We start from the raw sequence: 19,050 nt of genomic DNA, 5'->3' as shown, positions 1-19,050 counted from the left end.
GGGGCGTCAGGGGGCCGTGCGGGCGACCCAGACCCGCCAGCGCCAGAACGCCAGCCCGGCGACGGCGGCGGCCACGGCGACTCCCGCCGCGATCGGCGCGGCGTGGGCGAAGATCCCTTCCAGCAACCTCAGGACGGCTGGACCGAAGGCGTAGCCCAGGGCGACGAACGCCCCGGCCCAGATGCCGGCGGCGACGGCGTTCAGCACCGCGAACTTCCGCGTCGATACGGCCGAGACGCCGACGGCCACCGGCCCGGCGGCGCGTAGGCCGTAGAGGAACCGGAAGCTCAGGATGAAACCGGCCGGATAGCGCTCGATCAGCACCAGGGCCCTGTCGAAGGCGGGCTTGGCGGCGACCTTCTTGACCCATTTGGTGTGCCGGAAGCTGCGCCCCAGGACGAACAACAGGTAGTCGACGATCCCCGACCCCAGGGCGGCGGCCAGCACGACCACCACCGGCGACAGGATCTGCGAGCGCGCCATCACGCCGCCGGCGATCACGGCGGTCTGCCCTTCGAACGCCGCGCCCAGGGCGATGGCGAACGGGCCGAACGCGGCCAGGTGTTGGGTCAATTCGGTCATGGCGCCGGTCGGGGAGGAAGGGCAGGGCTCATATGGGCCCGCAACGCCCCCACGGCCAGATGCGATGCGTGCGACAAACGCAGCGACCCGTCGGCGTTTCGGCGCGCGCAAGGCTTCATCATGTCTGGCTAGGGTCTCGATGGCTCCCGGAGCAGGACTCGAACCTGCGACAAGTCGGTTAACAGCCGACTGCTCTACCAGCTGAGCTATCCGGGATCAGGCCGTCGAGAGGGCGGGCGTATAGACCGCTCTCACGGGTTGCGCAAGCCGCCTGACGGCATGTCGCAGCGGGACGTTTTGTTCGTCGTACGCGCGGGTCAGGACGCCGGATTCCCGGCGGAGACCGCCTCTGACGCGGCGCCCAAGAAAAAAGCCCGGCGCGGACGCCGGGCTGAAAAGTTCGGTGATGGTGGGTGTCTTCGAAGAAGACGATGTGAGCCTCCGCTGCTGTGGTTAAGGGGTGATTAATCGCCCCGGCGCGTGCGAACCTTCTCTTAAGCGCACGGCCAAGCTGGCCTCGCCTACGGTCAAGCGTTCCATTGTCGCGCGGGGCTGGACGAAGGCCGCGGATCGGTGGATCACCTGACCTAAGGCCTTGAGAAGAGAGACGATGCGCATCCATTTCACCGGCATCGCGGGCGCGGGCATGGCCGCGGCGGCGCTGATGATGCGTGAGGCCGGGCACGCGATCACCGGTTCCGACCAGGACGTCTTCCCGCCCATGTCCACCTATGTGGAGGGCCTGGGGTTTCCGATCGCCTGGCGATTCGATTCGGCCAACCTGTCGCCGGACCTCGACCTGCTGGTCCTGGGCGCCAGCGCCAAGCTCGGCGGCGAATCGAACGTCGAGGTGCAGGAGGCGCGCCGCCGCGGCGTGCGGGTCACCACCTTCCCGGAGCTGGTGGGGGAATCGACGGCGCTCCGGCGCAACACCGTCGTGGCCGGCTCGTTCGGCAAGTCCACCTGCACGGCGTTGATGGCGCACATCCTGCGCGCCTCCGGCGTCGACGCCGGCTGGATGATCGGGGCGATCTCGCCGTCGCTGCCCGACACCGGCCATTGGGGCGCGGCGCCCGAGGTGGTGCTGGAGGGTGATGAGTACATCGTGGGGCCCGGCGACCGGCGCTCGAAGTTCGTGCTTTACCACCCGCGCGACGTGCTGCTGACCTCGCTGATCCACGACCACGTCAACGTCTTCCCGACCTTCGAGGATTATGTCCGGCCGTTCGGCGAGCTCATGCGGCTGCTCCCGGCGGACGGGCTGCTGACAGCCCGCGAGCATCCCGCCATCCGCGCCATCGCCGGCGAGGCCGCCTCGCGGATCGTCTGGTACGACACCCGCCCCTGCGACGGCTGGCATCCCGAGGATGTGACCTTCGGCGAGACCTCGCGCTTCACCCTGGTCGGGCCGGACGGCCGGCGCGTGGCGCTGGCGACGACCCTGCTGGGCGAGCACAACGTCGAGAACATCGTGGGGGTCTCGGCCTATCTCCTGGAACGCGGCCTGGTGGACCAGGCCCAGCTCGCCCGCGCCGTCGAGAGCTTCGGCGGCATCCGCCGGCGGCTGGACCGGCTGACCAAGCGCTCCGCCGTGCCGGTGATCGAAGGTTTCGGTTCTTCCTACGAGAAGGCGCGCTCGGCCATCGAGGCCATGCTGCTGCACTATCCGCACCGGCCGCTGACCGTGGTGTTCGAGCCGCACACCTTCTCGTGGCGCAGCCGCGATGCGCTGTCCTGGTACGACACGGTGTTCGAAGGCGTGGCCAAGGCGCTGATCGTGCCGCCGCCGCACCACGGCGAGGCCAGCCACAACCAGTCCGGTTTCGACGAGATCCTCGCACGCGTGGCCGCGGCCGGGGTTCCGGTCGAGGGCGTCGAGACAGCCGAGGCCGCCACGGCGGCGCTCACCCGCCTGGCCGGCGACGAGGTGGTCTTGCTGTTGTCCTCAGGGCCGCTGCTGGGGCTGCCCGACAGCCTGCCGGCGGTGTTCGACGAGCGCTACGGCCCCCGCGAGGCGGCCGCCTAGGGCTGCGGCCTCAGCGCGTAGATCTGCGCCCGCACGGTGTAGGTCCCCAGGTCGACGTCCACCGGCACGCGCTCGTATTCCCCGCCCTCGAAGGCGTCCAACCGCTCCCAATGGTCCGGCAGGTCTTCCGAGGTGAAGAGCTGCACCGTCACCTCCGGCCCCATCGGGTCGGGGCGCAGCCCGGGGTAGCCCTGCGCCGCTCCCCAGCCGGACTCCACCAGATGGCCGCGGACGATCCCCGGCTGCCAGCCGCCCGCCAGCCCGTCGAGCTGGCGGTGGTTGGCCTGGCCCGGGGCCAGCGACCCGTACACCGCAAGGCGGTGGTCCTGGTTCACCTCAGCGGGACGCGTTGTGGTGCGCGGGGATGGGCTGGACATACTCGCCCTTGGCGGCCTTCTCGGCGGCGTTCAGCTCCTTGAACTCCTCGCGCTTGGGCCCGAGGTAGCCGAACAGGTAGGCGGCGACCTTGCGCATCTGGATCTCCTCCGAGCCCTCGGTGATCCGGTAGCGGCGGTGGTGGCGGTAGATGTGCTCGAACGGCGTGTGGCGCGAATAGCCCATCCCGCCGTGGACCTGCATGGCGCGGTCGGCCGCCTCGCAGACCAGCCGGTTGCCCCAGTAGTTGCACATGGAGACTTTGTCCGAGATCGTCTTCTCGATCTCCTTGTGCTCCATCCCGTCCATCTGCCAGGCGGTCTTGCGGATCAGCAGCCGCAGCATCTCGCACTGGGTCTGCAGCTCCACCAGCGGCCACTGGATGGCCTGGTTCTCGGCCAGCGCCTTGCCGAACGGCTTGCGCTTGCGGGCGTACTTGACGCTCTCGTTGATGCAGAACTGCGCCGCGCCGAGGCTCGAGGCCGCCTGGCGGATGCGGTTCTGATGCACGAAGCTCTGGCCCAGGCCCAGCCCGCGGTCGATCTGGCCCCAGTAGCTGTCCTCCGGGATCCAGACGTCGGTGAAGCTGACCCGCGGGTGGTCCGTGGGCATGTTGAAGGTCCACATGTACTCCTCGACCTTCACGCCGGGCGTGTCGGCCGGGACGATGAAGCAGGTGATGCCGGTGGCGTCCCCGTCCTTGCCGGAAGTCCTAGCGAAAACCATGACATGCGTGGCGACGTGCATCCCCGTCGTCCACATTTTTTCGCCGTTTATCAGCCAGCCGGGCTTGCCGTCCTTCTCGTGGCGGACGCCGCGGGTCTCCATGAAGGTGGCGTCCGAGCCATGGTTCGGCTCGGTCAGGCCGAAGCCCGTGCGCATGCCGCCGTTCAGCAGCTTGTCGGCGTCGCGCTCGTACTGGGCGTTGGTGGCGAACTCCTTGAACATCAGGATGAAGGGGTTGTTGCCGACGATCGAGTGCTCGGTCTGCAGGTCGTTGAACAGGCCCAGGCCCTTGGCGGCCAGGTGCTCGCGGATCACCGCCATGGCCAGCTGGCTGCCGCCCTTGCCGCCCATCTCCGGGGGCCAGGCGTAGCGCAGGTGGCCGGCGTCGTCGGCCAGCTTCCGGGCCTTGGCCAGCAACTCCTCCCACTCCTTGCGCGGCAGGCCCTGGTTGTCCCAGTCGGTGCGGGCGTGTTCGCGGCGGTGGTCGAAGAACCGCTCGTTGTCGTCCTGCGCCTGCAGGGGCGCGATCACCTCTTCGATGAAGCGATCCAGCTCCGCCAGATAGTCCACCAGGTCCTGGGGCAGGTCGAAGTTCATGGCCGATGTCTCCCAACGCGTTCTTGGGCGGGATTGACGTCGGGAGAGGCGTTTACAAGCCGTCCGATCGCCCGCCAGATCATGGGCAGCACTAGACCAAGGTTCCGTCAGGTCATGGAATTGGATGTTCGCGCAGGCCTCGAGAAGCTTGCCGGAAGACTGGGCGGCGAGGGCGCCAAGCTCACCGAAGCCGGCCGGCTTTCAGGGGGCGCGAGCATGGAAACCTGGGCCTTCGCGTTCGAGGGCGAGAACGGGCCCGAGCGTCTGATCCTGCGCCGGCGCAGCGCGCCGTTCGACGAGGAGACCGCCCGTTCGGTCAGCCTGGCCACCGAGGCCAAGCTGATCCAGGCGACCGGCGCGAACGGCGCCCGCGTGCCCAAGGTGCGCCACGTCTGCGACGACGCCGATGGCCTGGGCGAGGCCTATGTGATGGTCCGGGTCGACGGCGAGACCCTGGGTAAGAAGATCGTCGGCGATCCGCGCTTCGACGCGGTGCGGCCGGGCCTGGCCCGCCAGTGCGGCGAATCCCTGGTGGCCATCCACAAGACCCCCCCGCCGCCCGGCTTGAACCTGAAGACCGTCGATGGCGTGGCCGAACTCGACCGCTACGAGGAGGTCTACCGCGCCACCGGCGCCGAACGGCCGATCCTGGAGCTGGCGTTCCAGTACCTGCGCCGCCATGTCCCCGAGCCCGTCGAGCCGACCCTGCTGCACGGCGACTTCCGGAACGGGAACATCATGTTCGACCCGCAGTCCGGCGTGGCGGCGATCCTCGACTGGGAGCTGGCCCACATCGGCGACCCGGCCGAGGACATGGGCTGGATCTGCACCAACTCCTGGCGGTTCGGCCGGCCCGACCGGCCGGTGGGCGGCTTCGGCGACTACGCGGACCTGCTGGCCGGCTATGCGGCCGCGGGCGGGCGATCCATCGAACTCAGCCGCGTGCGGTTCTGGCAGATGCTGGGGTCGCTGCGCTGGGGCGTCATGTGCCTGACCATGTATCTGAGCTGGCGGGACGGGATCACCAGGTCGGTCGAACGCCCGATGATCGGCCGCCGCGTCTCCGAGACCGAAGCCGACCTGGTCGTGCTGTTGGAGGAAGGCCTGTGATCACCCATCCGCGCACGGAAGAACTGGTGGAGTCGGTCCGCCTGTGGATCGACGAGATCCGCCCGACGCTGGACCCGCGCAACGCCTTTCTGGCCCGCGTCGCGGCCAACGCCCTGGCGACGGTCTCTCGCGAGATCACCGAGGGCCCGGCCGCCGAAGCCGCCGCCGTGGCGGGCATGGCGGGGGTCCTGGGACACGCCGGCGACCATGCCACGCTGAACGCGGAGCTCTGCGCCCGCATCCGCTCGGGCGAGCTCACGGTCGAGACGCCCGGCCTGCTGACCGCGCTCCAGGTCATGGCCCGCGACCAGATCGCCATCGACCAGCCGAGCTACAAGCCGGAAGGCTCGTTTTAGGCCGCGATCCGCGCGTCGTTACCTTCTAGCACGCGGATGATCTCGCTCTCCCGCTCGTTCCACAGGATGGCGATGTTGGCGGCGCGGCGGGCGTCGGCGCCCAGGGCGGCCGCGACCTGAGGCTCGCGCAGCGCGCGCTCCGAGAGCCGGAGCAGGGTGCGTTGCCCGCCCTGATCCACTTCCACGTCATGGAAGCGCAGCACGGCGTCGATCACCGCCGCCGGCGGCAGCGGCGGGCGGATCGGCTGCGGCGCCTGGACGGGGCGGGGACTGAAGCGCGCCGGGCTGAACCGGTCGGGACGGCGGCGGGGCTGGAAGCGGGTGGCCATCGATTTGGTCCTTGCGGGGTTTCGATGGTTCTGGTTTTGTCTGATCGATACGACAAAAACGGACGCAGGAAATCATGCGGCACGAAAAAGGGGCCCGGCTGCTCGAACTGGCGCGGATGCTGGCCGGCAGCGCCGAGGGCTTGACGCTGGACGAGATGGCCGACCGCCTCCTCGTGGGCCGGCGCACCGCCGAGCGGATGCGCGACGCCGTCTGGGAGATGTTCCCGCAGATGGAGGTGGTGGACGATCCGCCTACCCGGCGCTTCCGCATTCCGTCCGGCCTCGACGGCCTCTTCCAGGCGCCGACGCCGGAGGAGCTGGTCGCGCTTTCCGCCGCCGCGGAGCTGATGGATCGCCAAGGCCTGGCCGGCCGCGCCGCGGCCCTGCGGTCGCTGGAGCAGAAGGTCATGTCGGCCACCCGCGCGGCCGCGCGGCGCAGGCTGGCGCCCGACCTGGAGGCGCTGCTGCAGGCCGAGACGATCGCCGTCACCGCCGGCCCCAGGCCGTTCGAGGAGGAAAGCGTGCTGGCCGCCGTGCGGGGCGCGCTGAAGGCGATGTCCACCCTGCGCTTCCGCTACGAGGGCGGCTCGACGCCTGGCCGGACGCGGGAGGTCACGCCCTACGGTATCCTGTTCGGCCGCTCGAACTATCTGGTGGCCGAGGAGGTCGGCGCCGGCACCGGCCCCCGCAACTGGCGCCTGGACCGCATCTCCGAGGTCGAGGTCACCGGCGCGCCGGGCGCCCCGCCCGAGGATTTCTCGCTGCAGGCCTACGCCGACGAAAGCTTCGGCATCTACCAGGACGACACCGAGGACGTGGTGCTCCGGGTCCTGCCGCAGGGCCGGGACGACGGGCTGCGCTGGCGCTTCCATGCCCGCCAGAAGGTCGAGGAGCAGGCGGACGGCGGGGTCATCGTCCGCTTCCGGGCCAGCGGCATGCGCGAACTGGCGTGGCACCTCTTCACCTGGGGCGACAAGATCGAGATCGTCGCGCCGCCGGCCCTGAAGGCGATGATGGCCGGAGAGCTGGCTGTTGCCGTGAAGGCCCACGTCCGGAACTGACGTACCCAGGGGCGAAAGGTCTCTCCATCAGATCAGGAGAGCCGCCGTGACCACCTTCGACTACGCCCAGGTCTTCGAAAACGAGTACCGCCCGAGCCGCCGCATCCGCCGCGCCGTGGCCCGCGTCGTCTGGGCCGGGCTGTTCCTCGTACGGCCTGCGCTTGCGCAGCGCATTTGGCGCGAACGGCGCGGTTGACAGCGTCGCCGTCGCGAACCCTATTTGCATACCGAGTGCAAATAGGAAGCGGGTAATGAACGGTGGCCGGAACCTGGCTCTAGGCGTGCTGCTGGCGTCGGCCCTCATCGGTGGGTGCGCGGCCACGCCCCCGGCCTACGGGCCGGGTTGGTCGGCGGTGCACGCGGATGCGGCGAACAGCGACTTTTCTCCGGTGTCGGTGGGCGACGACCTCGCCCTGGCCTGGAGCCGCGACTTTCCGGGCGCCATCAACCTGGGCGTCACCGCGGGGCCGGATGGCCGCCTGTATGTCACCACGGGTGGAGCGGACTGCCGGCTGCACGTTCTGGACCCTCATACCGGCAAGACCCTTTGGTGCGACCGCGAGCTGGACGCCTACGCCATCGCCTCGTCGCCCCTGATCGACGGGCAGGGGCGGGCTTTCCTGGCGGACGGAACCGCCATGCGCGCCTACGCGCCGGATGGAAAGCTCCTCTGGAAGACGCCGATCGTAGGCTTTCCACTGTCCGCCCAGTTCACGCCGAAGGGCCGGCTGGTGTTCATCACCCACATCGGCCGCATCTACGTCCTGCGACGCGACACCGGGGAGCCGGTGATGACGCCGGTCGAGCTGACCCCGGGGGCCGGCTTCGACCCTTCGAAGGGCGGGCGGGCGTGCATGCGTGGCCTGCCGGAGTGCCCGAGCGCGAACACACCGGCCATCGACCTCTCCACGGGCCGCCTGTTCTTCACCTACTGGACTCCCGGCGCCGCCAGCGCCGGCATCCGCGCCATGCGGATCGAGGAGGGGGTCGTCACGACGATCACCCCGCTCTGGGTCAACGAAAGCCTGCCTAGCGGCAGCGCGTCCAGCCCGGACATCTCGGCGGACGGCTCGCGCGTCTATCTGACCGACAACGCGGGCGGCCTGCACGCTCTGGACGCCGCCACGGGCCGTGACATCTGGAGCTTCCCGATCGGCTTCGAGTCCGGCGGCAGCCCGTCGACATCGCCGGATGGGATCATCATGCCTTCGGGCGGCGGACGGGGCGGCCTGTTGGCCGTGAAGGACCAGGGCGCCTCGGCCGAGCTTCTCTGGCGCAACGACGCCCTGGTGAATCGCGGCGTGCCGACGCAGGCCGCAGGCGGGCGGGCCTACGCCGCGGTCGACGCCGGGGGGCGCGCGAACGACCTGCTGGTGGTCGATACGCGGACCGGCGCGATCCTCGACCGCGAGCGCCTGCCCGGGACCACCGTCTTCACCGTGGGCACGACGGTGGGGCAGGACGGCACGGTCTATGTCCCCACCATACGGGGCCAGCTGTTCGCGTTCCGCGCCGGGCCGAAGCGCGCTAGATGAGGGTGTGGCCCGCACCGCCGTCACCAGCACCGACCTGCCGCCCGACGGTCGGGCGGCCCGCTCCCGGCGCACCCGCGAGCGGCTGGTGGGGGCGTTGTACGGCCTGATCCGGGAGGGCGACGCGGAGCCCAGCGCCGCGGACATCGCGGCGCGGGCGGGCGTCTCGCTGCGATCGTTCTATGTCCATTTCCCGAGCCGGGAGGACCTGCATCGGGATATGGCCCGGCGGGCGACGGCCCGGGTGGTCGGGCTGCTCACGCCGATCGATCTGGGCGGTGACTTCGCCGCCCGCGTCCGGGACTTCGCCATCCAGCGCGAACTGGCCAACGAAGAGCTGGCCCCGTTGCGCCGCGCCGCCGCGCTGCAACCGGCCTCGGCCGCCCTGATGCTGGCCCGGGACTATGGACGTCAGGCCTCGCGCGACCAGATCGCGCGGGTGTTCGCCGTCGAGCTCGATCGGTTCGAGTCGGGGGCGCGTCGTCGGCGCGTCGCCGCCCTCGACGCCGTGGCGAGCGGAGAGGGGTGGGACCTCCTGCGGACGGGCCACGGGCTGTCGCCCGCCGAAGCGAGGCAAGTGGTCGCCGAAGCCGCCGCCCGTCTGCTGGCGATCCAGGAAACCGCTTGAGGTCGGCGCAGGGTTCGCTCTCTATCGCGACCTGGTTCAGTCGGGGTGCAAGACCATGAAGATGCGCTTAGTGGCGACCCTCTTGGCGGGAGTGTTTCTGATGGGGGCCACGGCGCCTGACGACGATCCGTACGCGTGGATGGAGGAGATCGAGGGCGCCCGGGCGCTGGATTGGGCCAAGGCCGAGAACGCCCGCTCGCTGCCTCAGCTCCAGAACGATCCACGCTATGCCGGCCTCTATGCCGACGCCCTGAAGATCGCCACGGCCAAGGACCGCATCCCGAACGTCGACTTCGGCGGCGACGGCGCCCTGCGCGACTACTGGCAGGACGCCGAGCACGTCCGCGGGATCTGGCGCACCGCCAGCCTGGACAGCTATCGCACCGGCGCTCCCGAGTGGCGGACGATCCTGGACATCGACGCCCTGTCGAAGGCCGAGAACGCCAACTGGGTCTGGAAGGGCGCCGACTGCCTACGGCCCGACGAACGCTACTGCCTGGTCAGCCTGTCCAACGGCGGCAAGGACGCCGTCGAGGTCCGCGAGTTCGACACGGCCACCGGCAAGTTCGTCGAGGGCGGCTTCAAGCTATCCGAAGGCAAGCACCGGTTCGACTGGATCGACAAGGACACCCTGTTCTTGGTCACCGACTGGACCAAGGCCGACGTCACCACCTCGGGCTATCCCTTCATCGCGAAGATCCTGAAGCGCGGCCAGCCGCTGTCGGCGGCGAAGCAGGTGTTCAGCGGGACCAGGGAGGACGGCGGCTACGGCGTCCAGCCGATCGTGCTGCGCGATGCGGCCGGCAAGGTGCAGGCCGTGGTGATCCAGCGGCCCTTGGACACCTTCAACGCCGAATACTACCTGCTGGCCGGCGACCGGCCGCTGCGGCTGGACCTGCCGAAAAAGTCCTCGATCCAAGGCTACCTCGACGGCCGGCTGATCGTCAGCCTCGAGGAGGATTGGGCGGCCCGGGGGATGAAGGAGGGCGACCTCGTCGACTTCGACCTGGCCGCCGTCAGGGCCAAGCCGGACGCCCTGGCGCCCAGCCTGGTCCTGCGGCCCACCGAGACCCAGAGTGTCGAACAGGTGGCGACGACGAAGACCCGGCTGGTCGTCTCGCTGCTCGACAACGTGAAGGGCCAGGTCCTCAGCTTCCAGCGCAAGGGCGGGACCTGGACCTCGGCCAGGCTGGACCTGCCGAAGGATTCCACCATCGGCATCGCCTCGGCCTCCGACGCTGATGACAGGCTGATCGTCAATGTGGCGAGCTTCCTGACGCCGAACAGCCAGTGGCTGGCCGACGCATCCAGCGGCAAGTCCGACCAGCTCCGCACCCTGCCGGACCGCTTCGACGCCTCGAAGTTCGCCGTCGAACAGCACTGGGCCGTCTCCAAGGACGGAACCAAGGTCCCGTACTTCGTGGTCCACGCGAAGGGCATGAAGCTGGACGGGACCAACCCGACCTTGCTCAACGCCTACGGTGGTTTCCTGGTCAGCCAGTCGCCCGCCTATTCCGGCGCGATCGGCAAGCTGTGGCTGGAGAAGGGCGGCGTCTTCGTGGTCGCCAACATCCGCGGCGGCGGCGAGTTCGGGCCGCGCTGGCACAACGCCGGCCTGAAGCTGAACCGCATGCGCGTCTATGACGACTTCTTCGCGGTCTCCGAGGACCTGATCGCCCGGAAGATCACCAACCCGAAGAAGCTCGGGATCATGGGCGGCTCCAACGGCGGCCTGCTGATGGGCGTGGCGCTGACCAAGCATCCGGAGCTCTACAACGCCATCGTCATCCAGGTGCCGCTGTTCGACATGATCGGCTACGACCACATCGGCGCGGGCGCCTCCTGGATCGGCGAGTACGGCGACCCCAAGGTCCCGGAGGAACGCGCGATGCTGATGACCTATTCGCCGTACCAGAATCTGAAGCCCGGCCAGCCCTATCCGCGGGTGTTCATCGAGACGTCCACCAAGGACGACCGGGTGCATCCGGCCCACGCCCGCAAGGCGGCCGCGCGTATGAAGGAATACGGCTACGACTTCCTCTATTACGAGAACATCGACGGCGGCCATGCGGCCGCGGCCAACCTCAACGAGCGGGCCATGCGCCAGGCGTTGGAGTACACCTACCTGCAGCAGCGGCTGATGGACTGAGGGCGTCCGTCGAAGGGGGAGGGGCGGATGAGCCTGATCCAGAACCTCGAGGATCTGGTCGGTCCCCGCTCGGGCCTGCTCTACGCCTATCGGTTCGACGCGGGCCGTGCGGTGCCAGAGCCCGAACCGCAATTCGCCCGGGAGGCGGACGGCGCCTGGACCTGGCTGCACCTGGCGCTGGGCGACCTGCGCTCCAAGCTGCTGCTGGACAAGGTGCCCGGCCTCCCGGTCGACGCCCGCGAGCTGTTCGTCCAGCGCGAGACCCGCGTGCATATCGAACAGGCAGGCGGCTGGGTGTTCGGCGTCCTGCCCGACCTGGAGCGGGACCTGGCCGGACAGGCGCAGGGCGAAGGGCGCTTGGTCTTCGCCCTGGACGGTTCGCGGCTGATCACCGGCCGGCTGCACGCGCTTCGGGCCGTCGACGACTTGCGCCGCGAGGTGGACGGCCATGTCGCCTTCGAGAGCCCGGCCGCCGCCCTGGCGCGGCTGATCGAGCACTATGTCGACCGCCTGGAGACGATGTTCGAGGGCCTGGCGATCACCCTGGCCGAGGTCGAGGACTATGTCCTGACCGAGCCGCAGGACCTGGCCGACACCGGCCTCACGCCTGTCCGCCGCAGCCTGTCGCGCCACCGCCGCGAGGTGCAGGCCCTGAAGAGCGCGCTCACCCGCGTCCACGTCGGCCGCGGTTCGCGCCGCGCGGCTCTGCTGGCCGAGTGGCTGCCCGACCTGATCTCCGCCGTCGAGGACCTGGACCGCGAGGCTGGCGCCCTGCAGGAGCGGGGGCGGCTGCTGCACGAAGAGGTCGACACCCTGATCACCAGCGCCACCAACCGCAGCATGCGGACGCTGACCGTGATCTCCACCCTGCTGATCCCGCCGACCCTGGTGGCCAGCGCCTTCGGCATGAACGTCGAGGGCATCCCGTTCGCCCATTCGCCCACGGGGTTCGTCACGGTCGGCGTGCTGTGCGTGGCGATCGTGGCCGCCGCGCTCTGGATGCTGCGGCGCATGGGGATGCTCCCCTGATGGCGGTGGCCAGCGCGGGCGTGCTGGCCTGGCGGCCGCGGCCCGGCGGACCCGAGTTCCTGCTGGTCCATCCGGGCGGGCCCTACTGGGCGAAGAAGGACGCCGAGGGCTGGTCGATCCCCAAGGGCCTGGTGGAGGCGGACGAAGACGGCTGGGCCGCCGCGCGCCGCGAGTTCCGCGAGGAGCTGGGCCTGGAGATCGACGGCGAGCCCGAGCCCCTGACGCCCTGTGCAGCCAGCGGCAAGGTGGTCCACGCCTGGCTGGTCGAGGCCGATCTCGACGTCTCCCGGATCGCCAGCAACACCTTCGAGATCGAGTGGCCGCCGCACACCGGCCGCCGGCAGGCCTTCCCGGAGATCGACCGCGCCGACTGGTTCGACGCCGCCACGGCCGCGGTCAAGATCCACAAGGGCCAGCGGGCGATCCTGGCGGAGGCGATTGAGCGCTTGGCTCTACGCCGGTAAGCCTGCGCGATGTTCTGCGAGATCCCCGACCTGCTGACCCCCGCCGAGGTGGCCGAGCTGCGCCAGCTGGCCACGCGCCTGCGCTTCGTCGACGGCAAGGTCACCAATCCCGACAGCCAGGTGAAGAACAACCTGCAGGGCGATCTCTCCGACCCCCAACACGAGCGCGCCTCCGGCCTCCTGCGCGCAGCCCTGAGCCGCAATCCGCGCTTCGTGGCCTTCGCCTTCCCGAAGCTGATGGCCCCCCCGGCGCTGTCGCTCTACCGGCCGGGGATGAACTACGGCGCCCACGCCGACGCCGCCTTCCTGCCCATCGGCGGGCGGCCGATCCGGGCGGACCTATCCTGCACAATCTTCCTCAACGAGCCCGGCGACTACGACGGCGGCGAGCTGTCGGTGCGGCTCGGCACCCGCGAGGTGGATTTCAAGCCGGCGCCCGGCGGGGCGGTGGTCTATCCCTCGACCACCATCCATCAGGTCCGCCCGGTGACCCGCGGCGAGCGCCTGTGCGGCATCACCTTCATCGAGAGCGACATCGTCGACCGCAACGGCCGCGAGCTGCTGTTCGAGCTGAACGATATCCTCGCCGCGGAGGGCGAGCGGCTGACGTGGGAGGCGCGCACGCGGCTGAGCCACGTGGCGACCTCCCTGCACCGTCAGTGGGGCGACGCGGGTTAGGCCGCCGCGAAGCTATGACGCCGCCGGCGCAGCGTCGCGCCGACGCCGCCGAAGCCCAGGATCATGAGGGCCCAGGCGCCGGGTTCGGGGACGGCGCCGGTCGGGGGCGGCGCGAGGGCGGTGGACCGGAACGCGACTTCGCCGAGCCCGCAGCCGTTGTGAGCGAAGCCCGCGCGGTTGCAGCCGTAGATGTCGAAGGTCACGTACCGCGCCTTGATGGCCTGGTGGCGCCAGACCGTGGCGCCATAGGCCGAGCCGATGCTGTCGACGGTGTCGTTCAGACCCAGTCCGGCGTAGCTGCCGCCGAGCGGAATGCTGGCGATGATGCTGCCGATCCCGGAGGCGTCTTCGTTCCAGATGGCGGCGCCGGTGAACTCGATTGTCTCACCCAGGTCGAACGTCACCCGGGCCATGCTGAGCGGACCGGTGCTCAGCCATTCGCCGGCGCTCGCCGAATGGATCGGGTTCAACGCCAGGTAGGCGTCGAAGTCGGTCACGCCGCTCTCGTAGGTCTTCGACAGGCCTGACTGGTTGATCATGTTGATCGCCGCGAAATCCAGCAGCTCGCCGCCGATGTTCACGGTGACGCCCTTCGGCTGGATGATCACGCCCGCATCGGAGGTCGACGCCGCAGCGAGGGCGGAGGTGGCGGCCAGCGCCGCAAGCAAACTCTTCATTGAAACACCCATCTACTTTTTCACTTGAGACGGGTGGTCTGCGGCGGGAACGGTGGAGCTTCAAACACCCGCCGACCAACGCCCGGATTCGTCGTCGAACGGCGCTATCGCTTGTCCAGCAGGCGGCGGACGTCGGCGACATAGGTCTTGCCGACCCGCAGCTCCTCGCCGGACGTCATCAGGATGCGGAAGTCGCCGTAGCCGCGGTTGCGGATCGACTTGATCCGATCGGTGCGCACCAGGGCTGAGCGGCGGATGCGTATGAACTGGTTCGGGTCCAGTTCCTCCTGGATCGTGCTCAACGGCCCGCGCATCAGGAACGGGCCGTCGCGGGTGTGCAAGCGCACATAGTCGCGGTCGGCCTCCATCCACTCGATGTGCTGGACCGACGTGCGGATGTGCTCGCCCTTCCGTTCGACCCAGAACCCGGTGGCGTAGGCGGGCTCCTCCGACATCTCGCCCCGCAGCGAGCGCACCAGGGTCCGCAACTCGCCGGCGCGGCGCGCCTGGTCGGCCACGGCCAGGGTGTCCCGGGCGCGGACGAGCGCGGCGCGCAGGCGGTCGAACTCGAGCGGCTTCAGCACATAGTCCACGGCGCCGACCTCGAAGGCGCGGAGGGCGAAGTTCTCGTGGGCCGTGACGAAGATGACGAGGGGGGCCGTATCGCCCTCCAACTGCTCGATCAGTTCGAAGCCGTCCAGGTTCGACATCTGGATGTCCAGCAACAGGACGTCGGGGCGGTGGGCCCGGACCAGCTCCAGGCCCCCGCGGCCGCTGCGGGCCTGGCCGACGAGGATCACGTCGACCATCTCGGCCACGGCGATCTCCACGCGCCGCAGCGCGAGGGGTTCGTCATCGACGGCCAGGACGCGGAGCGCGGGCATGCCATTCCGAGGCGCAGTTTCGGCGGACGGCGGTTTTCCCTGTGGCTCGTCGAAATGTCCATGTCGCCCGTCGATGGAACGGCGCCGTTCGTCGTAACGTGGCGCCCGCGATCGAAGCGCCGCGCCTAAGCAGTCGGGTGGGGCAGGGGGACGGACGAAGGCATGGGGACCGCATCATCCGGCGCGCGCCGGGAGTGGCTTCAGACGGCCGCCATAGCCCTGGTCTTCTGGACCGGCATGGAGCTCTGGACCCTGATCCTGACCGCCATGCGGGGCTCGCCGCTGCCTATGCGCTATGCGGCAGGGCATGTGATCGGCGTGATGATCGCCTGCGGCCTCAGCCTGGCCGGCTTCGCCGCGCTCCGGGCCGTCCGCGACCGGTCGTCGACGGTGCGGGGCGCGGTCGCGGTCGCGGCGCTGCTCACCTCGGCGCCGCTGTTCGCCGCCGCCATGCCCGCCATCCACGTTTTCACGCCCATGCTGCGCGGCGACAACGGCTACGGCCTGCGGCTTCTGCTGTGGGAGAGCCTCTACTGGCTGGTGCCCTTCGCGCTGTGGCTGCTGCTGGTCCTGGTGCTGGAGAGCGGGCGCAAGGCGCGGGTGCGCGAGGCGAACCTGTCGGCGGCCCTGATCGCGGCGAAGGAGGCCGAAATCCGGGCGCTGCACTACCAGGTCAATCCGCACTTCCTCTACAATGCGCTCAACGCCATCGCGACGCTCATCCTGGACGGCCGCAACGCCCAGGCCGAGCGCATGGTGCTCCGGCTTTCCAGCTTCTTCCGCTCCAGCCTGGCGCGCGATCCGCTGAGCGAGGTGAAGCTCGCCGACGAGGTGGCCCAACAGCGGCTGTACCTGGAGCTGGAGGAGCTGAGGTATCCCGATTGCCTCGAGATCGTGGTCGACCTGCCGCCTGACCTCGAGGCCGCGGAGGTGCCCAGCCTGATCCTCCAGCCCCTGGTGGAGAATGCGGTCAAGCACGGGGTGCATGCGCCGGGCCAGCAGACCCGGATCGAGATCGCTGCGCGGGCCAGCGGCGAGCTCCTCGTCATCCAGGTCGTCGACAACGGGCCGGGCGGCGGCGGGCCGGCCGGAACCGGCGTGGGCATCGCCAACGTCCGCAAGCGGCTGGAGGCCAGGTTCGGCTCCGCGGCGGGCGTCGACGCCGGCCCCCACCCGGAGCGCGGCTATGTGGCCGCGATCTCGCTCCCGCTGCGGTTCGCGGGCTAGTTTCCTTCGCCCGCCGAGCGTGCGTCCGCCGCGGCGCGGACCAGCTGCACGAACTCGGCGCGCTCGCCGAAGGGATCGGCGCCGCGGCCGGCCTGGGCCAGGTCGACGATGTCGTCCCAGCCGAAGGCGTCGGAGACCCGCGCGTCGTGCTTCAGCTTCTGGCCGAAGCCAGCCACCGCCACGGCCCAGCGGGTGGGCTCGGGGGCGGCCCGCAGGCTGGAGGCGGCGTCGGCACGGGTGATCGGGCGCTCGATCAGCCGCGAGCGGCCCTCGCCGGGCAGCTTGTAGCGGATCTTCAGGAAGGCCAGCTCGCCGGCCGGCGAGGCCGCCGGGGCGCGCCCGCCATAGCGCAGCGGGTCGGCCGAGGGCGTCGCGCCCGCCGGGGTGATCTCATAGAGCGCCGTCACCGAGGCCCCGGCCCCGACCTCGCCCGCGTCGACCTGGTCGTTGTTGAAGTCCTCGCGGTTCAGCATCCGCGTCTCGTAGCCGATCAGGCGGTACTCGGAGACCTGGGCGGGATTGAACTCGACCTGGATCTTCACGTCGTCGGCGATCGGGAACAGCGACTTGGTGAAGTCCTCCCGGAACAGCTTGCGCGCCTCCTGCAGGCTGTCGACGTAGGCGGCGGTCCCGTTCCCGTTCTGCGCCAGCGCCTGCATCATGGTGTCGTTGTAGTTGCCCCGGCCGTAGCCGTAGACCGACAGATAGACGCCGCCCTTGCGCTTCTCGGCCACGAAGTCCTTCAGCTTGGACGGATCAGCGACACCGACGTTGAAGTCGCCGTCGGTGACCAGGATCACCCGGTTCACCGCCCTGGGATCGAAGTTCTCCTTCGCCAGCGCATAGGCCAGGCTCAGCCCCTGGCCGCCAGCGGTCGATCCGCCGGAGTGGAGCGCGTTCAGCGCGCAGCGCATCTTCAGCTTCTGGCGGCCGTCGGTGGGGCCCAGCACCGCCCCGGCCGAGCCGGCATAGGCCACCATGGCCACCCGATCCTGCGGCCTGAGCTGGTCGATCAGCAGGCCCAGCGACTTTTGCGCCAGCGGCAGCCGGTCCGGCGACGCCATCGAGCCCGAGGTATCGATCAGGAACACCAGGTTCAGCGGCGGCTGCTCGCCCTTGGGCAGGGCGAACCCCTGGATGCCGATGTGCAGGATCTGGCGCTCGGCCGACCACGGCGAGGGCGCCAGCGAGACGTAGGAGCTGAAGGGCGTGGCCCGGTCCCTGGGCTGCGCGTAGCCGTAGTCGAAATAGTTGACCATCTCCTCGACCCGCACCGCGTCGGTGGGCGGGCGCACGCCGTCGTTCAGGAACCGGCGGACGTTGGCGTAGGCGGCGGTGTCCACGTCCACCGAGAAGGTGGAGACCGGGTCGGTCGCGGTCTGGCGGATCGGGTTGGTGACCGCGTTGGGATAGCGCTCGGTGTCCAGCGGTTGCGAGGGGAAGCGCTGGTAGCGGCTGCCGGTCACCACGACCGACTCCGCCAGGCTGGAGGCCCCGGCGGGCGGCGTGGGCTCGCCGATGCGGCGCTCGACCGGAGGCAGGGGCAGGGGTGGGATGGCCGGCGCGGACTTCACCATCGGCGGGGCGGGCGGCGGCGGGGGCGGCGGGTAGCTCGGCATGGGCCGCGTCATCCCGACCATGCGACCGTACTGCCGGGGCGGCGCGACCTTGAATCCCAGTTCCGCGCAGGCGTCGGCCGATGGCGTCCCGTCGACCGCGCGGCGCGGCTGCGCGGCGAGCGGCGAGCCGGAGGTCGCGGCGGTCAGGCCGGCCAAGGCCGCGACAGAGATCCGATGTACCCTCATCCGTTGTCCTCCCGATGCCGCCCCTCGACCCAAACTACGCGTGTGGATCGTGGCTGCCGCAAGGCGAAGCTCCGGCAAACAGATGACAAATGTAAATTATCTCACGAAGCTGGCCCCGTTGATGTCGATCACCGCCCCGGTCATCGAGGGCGGCGCCTCCAGCGCCAGATAGGCCGCCGCGCTGGCCACCTCGGCCGGGTCGGCCACCCGGCCCAGGGGGATGTCGGCCAGCAGCTTGTCGCCGCCGCGGCTGGCCAGATAGTCCTCGGCCATGCCGGTCATGGTGAAGCCGGGGCAGATCGCGAAGGCCAGGATCTGTTCGCGGGCGAAGCCCCGGGCGATGGACTTGGTCATGCCGACCATGCCCGCCTTCGACGCCGCATAGTGCCAGTGCGCCGGGCTGTCGCCGCGATAGGCCGCGCGGCTGGCGATATTGACGATCCGCCCCCCGGCGCCTCGCTCGCGCCAGTGCAGGATCGCGCGCCGGCAGAGGTCGGCCGAGGCCTGCAGGTTGATCTGCATCGTCCGGCTCCAGCCGGCGTGCCAGTCGTCCAGGCCGGCGTCGACCGCGATCGGCTCGAACACCCCGGCGTTGTTGATCAGCACGTCCACCCGGCCGAGCCGGGTGATCGCTGCCTCCCACAGGCGCTCGGCGCCCGCGGGGTCCGACAGGTCGGCGTCGGCGCTGCCGTGGCCCATGACGTGGGCGCGGCCCTTCAGGGCGTCCACGATGGCGGCGCCTATGCCGCGGGTGGACCCGGTAACCAGAACGTATGGGAGATCATCGGACATGCTTCCGGTTAAGGTGCCCGCAT

General features: G+C 70.0%; 20 protein-coding genes and 1 tRNA gene. 12 read left to right on the top strand and 9 right to left on the bottom strand.

From position 1 onward, the window contains the following. Nucleotides 1-6: 6 nt before the first annotated feature. Complete coding sequence (locus EPO51_RS22785) at nt 7-582, bottom strand: DedA family protein (protein ID WP_293355087.1); 576 nt, start codon at nt 580-582, stop codon at nt 7-9. A 140-nt stretch (nt 583-722) separates the two neighbouring features. Beyond that, a tRNA-Asn gene (locus EPO51_RS22780) sits at nt 723-798 on the bottom strand. A gap of 394 nt (nt 799-1,192) precedes the next feature. Here EPO51_RS22780 and EPO51_RS22775 point away from each other — a divergent pair. Beyond that, nucleotides 1,193-2,608 carry a Mur ligase family protein gene (locus EPO51_RS22775; protein WP_293355084.1) on the top strand — a complete coding sequence of 472 codons (1,416 nt, stop codon included), beginning with the start codon at nt 1,193-1,195 and terminating at the stop codon, nt 2,606-2,608. Here the strand turns inward: EPO51_RS22775 and EPO51_RS22770 are convergent. Next, nucleotides 2,605-2,943 carry a gamma-glutamylcyclotransferase family protein gene (locus EPO51_RS22770; protein WP_293355081.1) on the bottom strand — a complete coding sequence of 113 codons (339 nt, stop codon included), beginning with the start codon at nt 2,941-2,943 and terminating at the stop codon, nt 2,605-2,607. The genes EPO51_RS22775 and EPO51_RS22770 overlap by 4 nt on opposite strands. A 1-nt stretch (nt 2,944) precedes the next feature. Then, nucleotides 2,945-4,306, bottom strand: a complete 1,362-nt coding sequence (locus tag EPO51_RS22765; protein WP_293355078.1) for an acyl-CoA dehydrogenase family protein — start codon at nt 4,304-4,306, stop codon at nt 2,945-2,947. 81 nt (nt 4,307-4,387) lie between these two features. On the opposite strand from EPO51_RS22765, the gene EPO51_RS22760 reads away from it, so the two are divergent. Both EPO51_RS22760 and EPO51_RS22755 read left to right on the top strand, forming a co-directional pair. Then, entirely contained in the window at nt 4,388-5,416 is a 1,029-nt protein-coding gene (locus EPO51_RS22760) for a phosphotransferase family protein (RefSeq protein ID WP_363201251.1), read from the top strand. After that, nucleotides 5,413-5,772, top strand: a complete 360-nt coding sequence (locus EPO51_RS22755; protein WP_293355072.1) for a DUF6285 domain-containing protein — start codon at nt 5,413-5,415, stop codon at nt 5,770-5,772. Before EPO51_RS22760 ends, EPO51_RS22755 begins: the two co-directional genes overlap by 4 nt. On the opposite strand, the gene EPO51_RS22750 is transcribed toward EPO51_RS22755, so the two are convergent. After that, nucleotides 5,769-6,101 carry a hypothetical protein gene (locus tag EPO51_RS22750; protein ID WP_293355069.1) on the bottom strand — a complete coding sequence of 111 codons (333 nt, stop codon included), beginning with the start codon at nt 6,099-6,101 and terminating at the stop codon, nt 5,769-5,771. The two genes, EPO51_RS22755 and EPO51_RS22750, sit on opposite strands and share 4 nt — an antisense overlap. Nucleotides 6,102-6,175: 74 nt before the next feature. Here EPO51_RS22750 and EPO51_RS22745 point away from each other — a divergent pair, with 74 nt between their 5' ends. From EPO51_RS22745 to EPO51_RS22710, 8 genes are all read left to right on the top strand, one after another. After that, on the top strand, nt 6,176-7,162 hold the full coding sequence (locus EPO51_RS22745) for a helix-turn-helix transcriptional regulator (RefSeq protein ID WP_293355066.1): 987 nt from the start codon (nt 6,176-6,178) through the stop codon (nt 7,160-7,162). 46 nt (nt 7,163-7,208) lie between these two features. Beyond that, nucleotides 7,209-7,358, top strand: coding sequence for a hypothetical protein (locus EPO51_RS22740; RefSeq protein ID WP_293355064.1), 150 nt, complete (start codon nt 7,209-7,211; stop codon nt 7,356-7,358). A gap of 55 nt (nt 7,359-7,413) precedes the next feature. Next, entirely contained in the window at nt 7,414-8,697 is a 1,284-nt protein-coding gene (locus tag EPO51_RS22735) for an outer membrane protein assembly factor BamB family protein (RefSeq protein WP_293355061.1), read from the top strand. A 4-nt stretch (nt 8,698-8,701) separates the two neighbouring features. After that, nucleotides 8,702-9,322, top strand: a complete 621-nt coding sequence (locus EPO51_RS22730; RefSeq protein ID WP_293355058.1) for a TetR/AcrR family transcriptional regulator — start codon at nt 8,702-8,704, stop codon at nt 9,320-9,322. 61 nt (nt 9,323-9,383) lie between these two features. Then, nucleotides 9,384-11,471 carry a prolyl oligopeptidase family serine peptidase gene (locus EPO51_RS22725; protein WP_465246627.1) on the top strand — a complete coding sequence of 696 codons (2,088 nt, stop codon included), beginning with the start codon at nt 9,384-9,386 and terminating at the stop codon, nt 11,469-11,471. A gap of 27 nt (nt 11,472-11,498) precedes the next feature. After that, nucleotides 11,499-12,500 carry a CorA family divalent cation transporter gene (locus EPO51_RS22720; protein WP_293355052.1) on the top strand — a complete coding sequence of 334 codons (1,002 nt, stop codon included), beginning with the start codon at nt 11,499-11,501 and terminating at the stop codon, nt 12,498-12,500. Next, a complete protein-coding gene (locus EPO51_RS22715; RefSeq protein ID WP_293355049.1) occupies nt 12,500-12,964 on the top strand; it encodes an NUDIX hydrolase in 465 nt (154 codons plus the stop codon). The genes EPO51_RS22720 and EPO51_RS22715 overlap by 1 nt, the downstream gene beginning before the upstream one ends. A 9-nt stretch (nt 12,965-12,973) precedes the next feature. Then, a complete protein-coding gene (locus EPO51_RS22710) occupies nt 12,974-13,642 on the top strand; it encodes a Fe2+-dependent dioxygenase (RefSeq protein ID WP_293355046.1) in 669 nt (222 codons plus the stop codon). On the opposite strand, the gene EPO51_RS22705 is transcribed toward EPO51_RS22710, so the two are convergent. Continuing rightward, entirely contained in the window at nt 13,639-14,319 is a 681-nt protein-coding gene (locus EPO51_RS22705) for a PEPxxWA-CTERM sorting domain-containing protein (protein WP_293355043.1), read from the bottom strand. The two genes, EPO51_RS22710 and EPO51_RS22705, sit on opposite strands and share 4 nt — an antisense overlap. Nucleotides 14,320-14,423: 104 nt before the next feature. Next, complete coding sequence (locus tag EPO51_RS22700) at nt 14,424-15,203, bottom strand: LytR/AlgR family response regulator transcription factor (RefSeq protein ID WP_293355040.1); 780 nt, start codon at nt 15,201-15,203, stop codon at nt 14,424-14,426. Nucleotides 15,204-15,365: 162 nt separating this feature from the next. On the opposite strand from EPO51_RS22700, the gene EPO51_RS22695 reads away from it, so the two are divergent. After that, complete coding sequence (locus EPO51_RS22695; protein ID WP_293355037.1) at nt 15,366-16,430, top strand: sensor histidine kinase; 1,065 nt, start codon at nt 15,366-15,368, stop codon at nt 16,428-16,430. Here EPO51_RS22695 and EPO51_RS22690 read toward each other — a convergent pair. Next, nucleotides 16,427-18,235: a vWA domain-containing protein gene (locus EPO51_RS22690; RefSeq protein ID WP_293355034.1), complete on the bottom strand. Its 1,809-nt coding sequence runs from the start codon at nt 18,233-18,235 to the stop codon at nt 16,427-16,429. The two genes, EPO51_RS22695 and EPO51_RS22690, sit on opposite strands and share 4 nt — an antisense overlap. A 96-nt stretch (nt 18,236-18,331) precedes the next feature. Beyond that, the gene (locus tag EPO51_RS22685; RefSeq protein WP_293355031.1) at nt 18,332-19,027 is read right to left on the bottom strand and encodes an SDR family NAD(P)-dependent oxidoreductase; all 696 of its coding nucleotides are present in this window, start codon (nt 19,025-19,027) and stop codon (nt 18,332-18,334) included. Nucleotides 19,028-19,050: the final 23 nt, after the last annotated feature.

This window comes from Phenylobacterium sp. (assembly GCF_004297125.1).
Classification (GTDB): Bacteria; Pseudomonadota; Alphaproteobacteria; order Caulobacterales; family Caulobacteraceae; genus Phenylobacterium.
This window is presented reverse-complemented; position numbering and strand designations above follow the sequence as displayed.

Bases quoted from the DNA above. Each gene is read 5' to 3' on its own strand.
- EPO51_RS22785 (WP_293355087.1), bottom strand. From the start codon at position 582: ATGACCGAATTGACCCAACACCTGGCCGCGTTCGGCCCGTTCGCCATC.
- EPO51_RS22775 (WP_293355084.1), top strand. From the start codon at position 1,193: ATGCGCATCCATTTCACCGGCATCGCGGGCGCGGGCATGGCCGCGGCG.
- EPO51_RS22765 (WP_293355078.1), bottom strand. From the start codon at position 4,306: ATGAACTTCGACCTGCCCCAGGACCTGGTGGACTATCTGGCGGAGCTG.
- EPO51_RS22760 (WP_363201251.1), top strand. From the start codon at position 4,388: ATGGGCAGCACTAGACCAAGGTTCCGTCAGGTCATGGAATTGGATGTT.
- EPO51_RS22750 (WP_293355069.1), bottom strand. From the start codon at position 6,101: ATGGCCACCCGCTTCCAGCCCCGCCGCCGTCCCGACCGGTTCAGCCCG.
- EPO51_RS22745 (WP_293355066.1), top strand. From the start codon at position 6,176: ATGCGGCACGAAAAAGGGGCCCGGCTGCTCGAACTGGCGCGGATGCTG.
- EPO51_RS22735 (WP_293355061.1), top strand. From the start codon at position 7,414: ATGAACGGTGGCCGGAACCTGGCTCTAGGCGTGCTGCTGGCGTCGGCC.
- EPO51_RS22725 (WP_465246627.1), top strand. From the start codon at position 9,384: ATGCGCTTAGTGGCGACCCTCTTGGCGGGAGTGTTTCTGATGGGGGCC.
- EPO51_RS22720 (WP_293355052.1), top strand. From the start codon at position 11,499: ATGAGCCTGATCCAGAACCTCGAGGATCTGGTCGGTCCCCGCTCGGGC.
- EPO51_RS22715 (WP_293355049.1), top strand. From the start codon at position 12,500: ATGGCGGTGGCCAGCGCGGGCGTGCTGGCCTGGCGGCCGCGGCCCGGC.
- EPO51_RS22710 (WP_293355046.1), top strand. From the start codon at position 12,974: ATGTTCTGCGAGATCCCCGACCTGCTGACCCCCGCCGAGGTGGCCGAG.
- EPO51_RS22705 (WP_293355043.1), bottom strand. From the start codon at position 14,319: ATGAAGAGTTTGCTTGCGGCGCTGGCCGCCACCTCCGCCCTCGCTGCG.
- EPO51_RS22700 (WP_293355040.1), bottom strand. From the start codon at position 15,203: ATGCCCGCGCTCCGCGTCCTGGCCGTCGATGACGAACCCCTCGCGCTG.
- EPO51_RS22695 (WP_293355037.1), top strand. From the start codon at position 15,366: ATGGGGACCGCATCATCCGGCGCGCGCCGGGAGTGGCTTCAGACGGCC.
- EPO51_RS22690 (WP_293355034.1), bottom strand. From the start codon at position 18,235: ATGAGGGTACATCGGATCTCTGTCGCGGCCTTGGCCGGCCTGACCGCC.
- EPO51_RS22685 (WP_293355031.1), bottom strand. From the start codon at position 19,027: ATGTCCGATGATCTCCCATACGTTCTGGTTACCGGGTCCACCCGCGGC.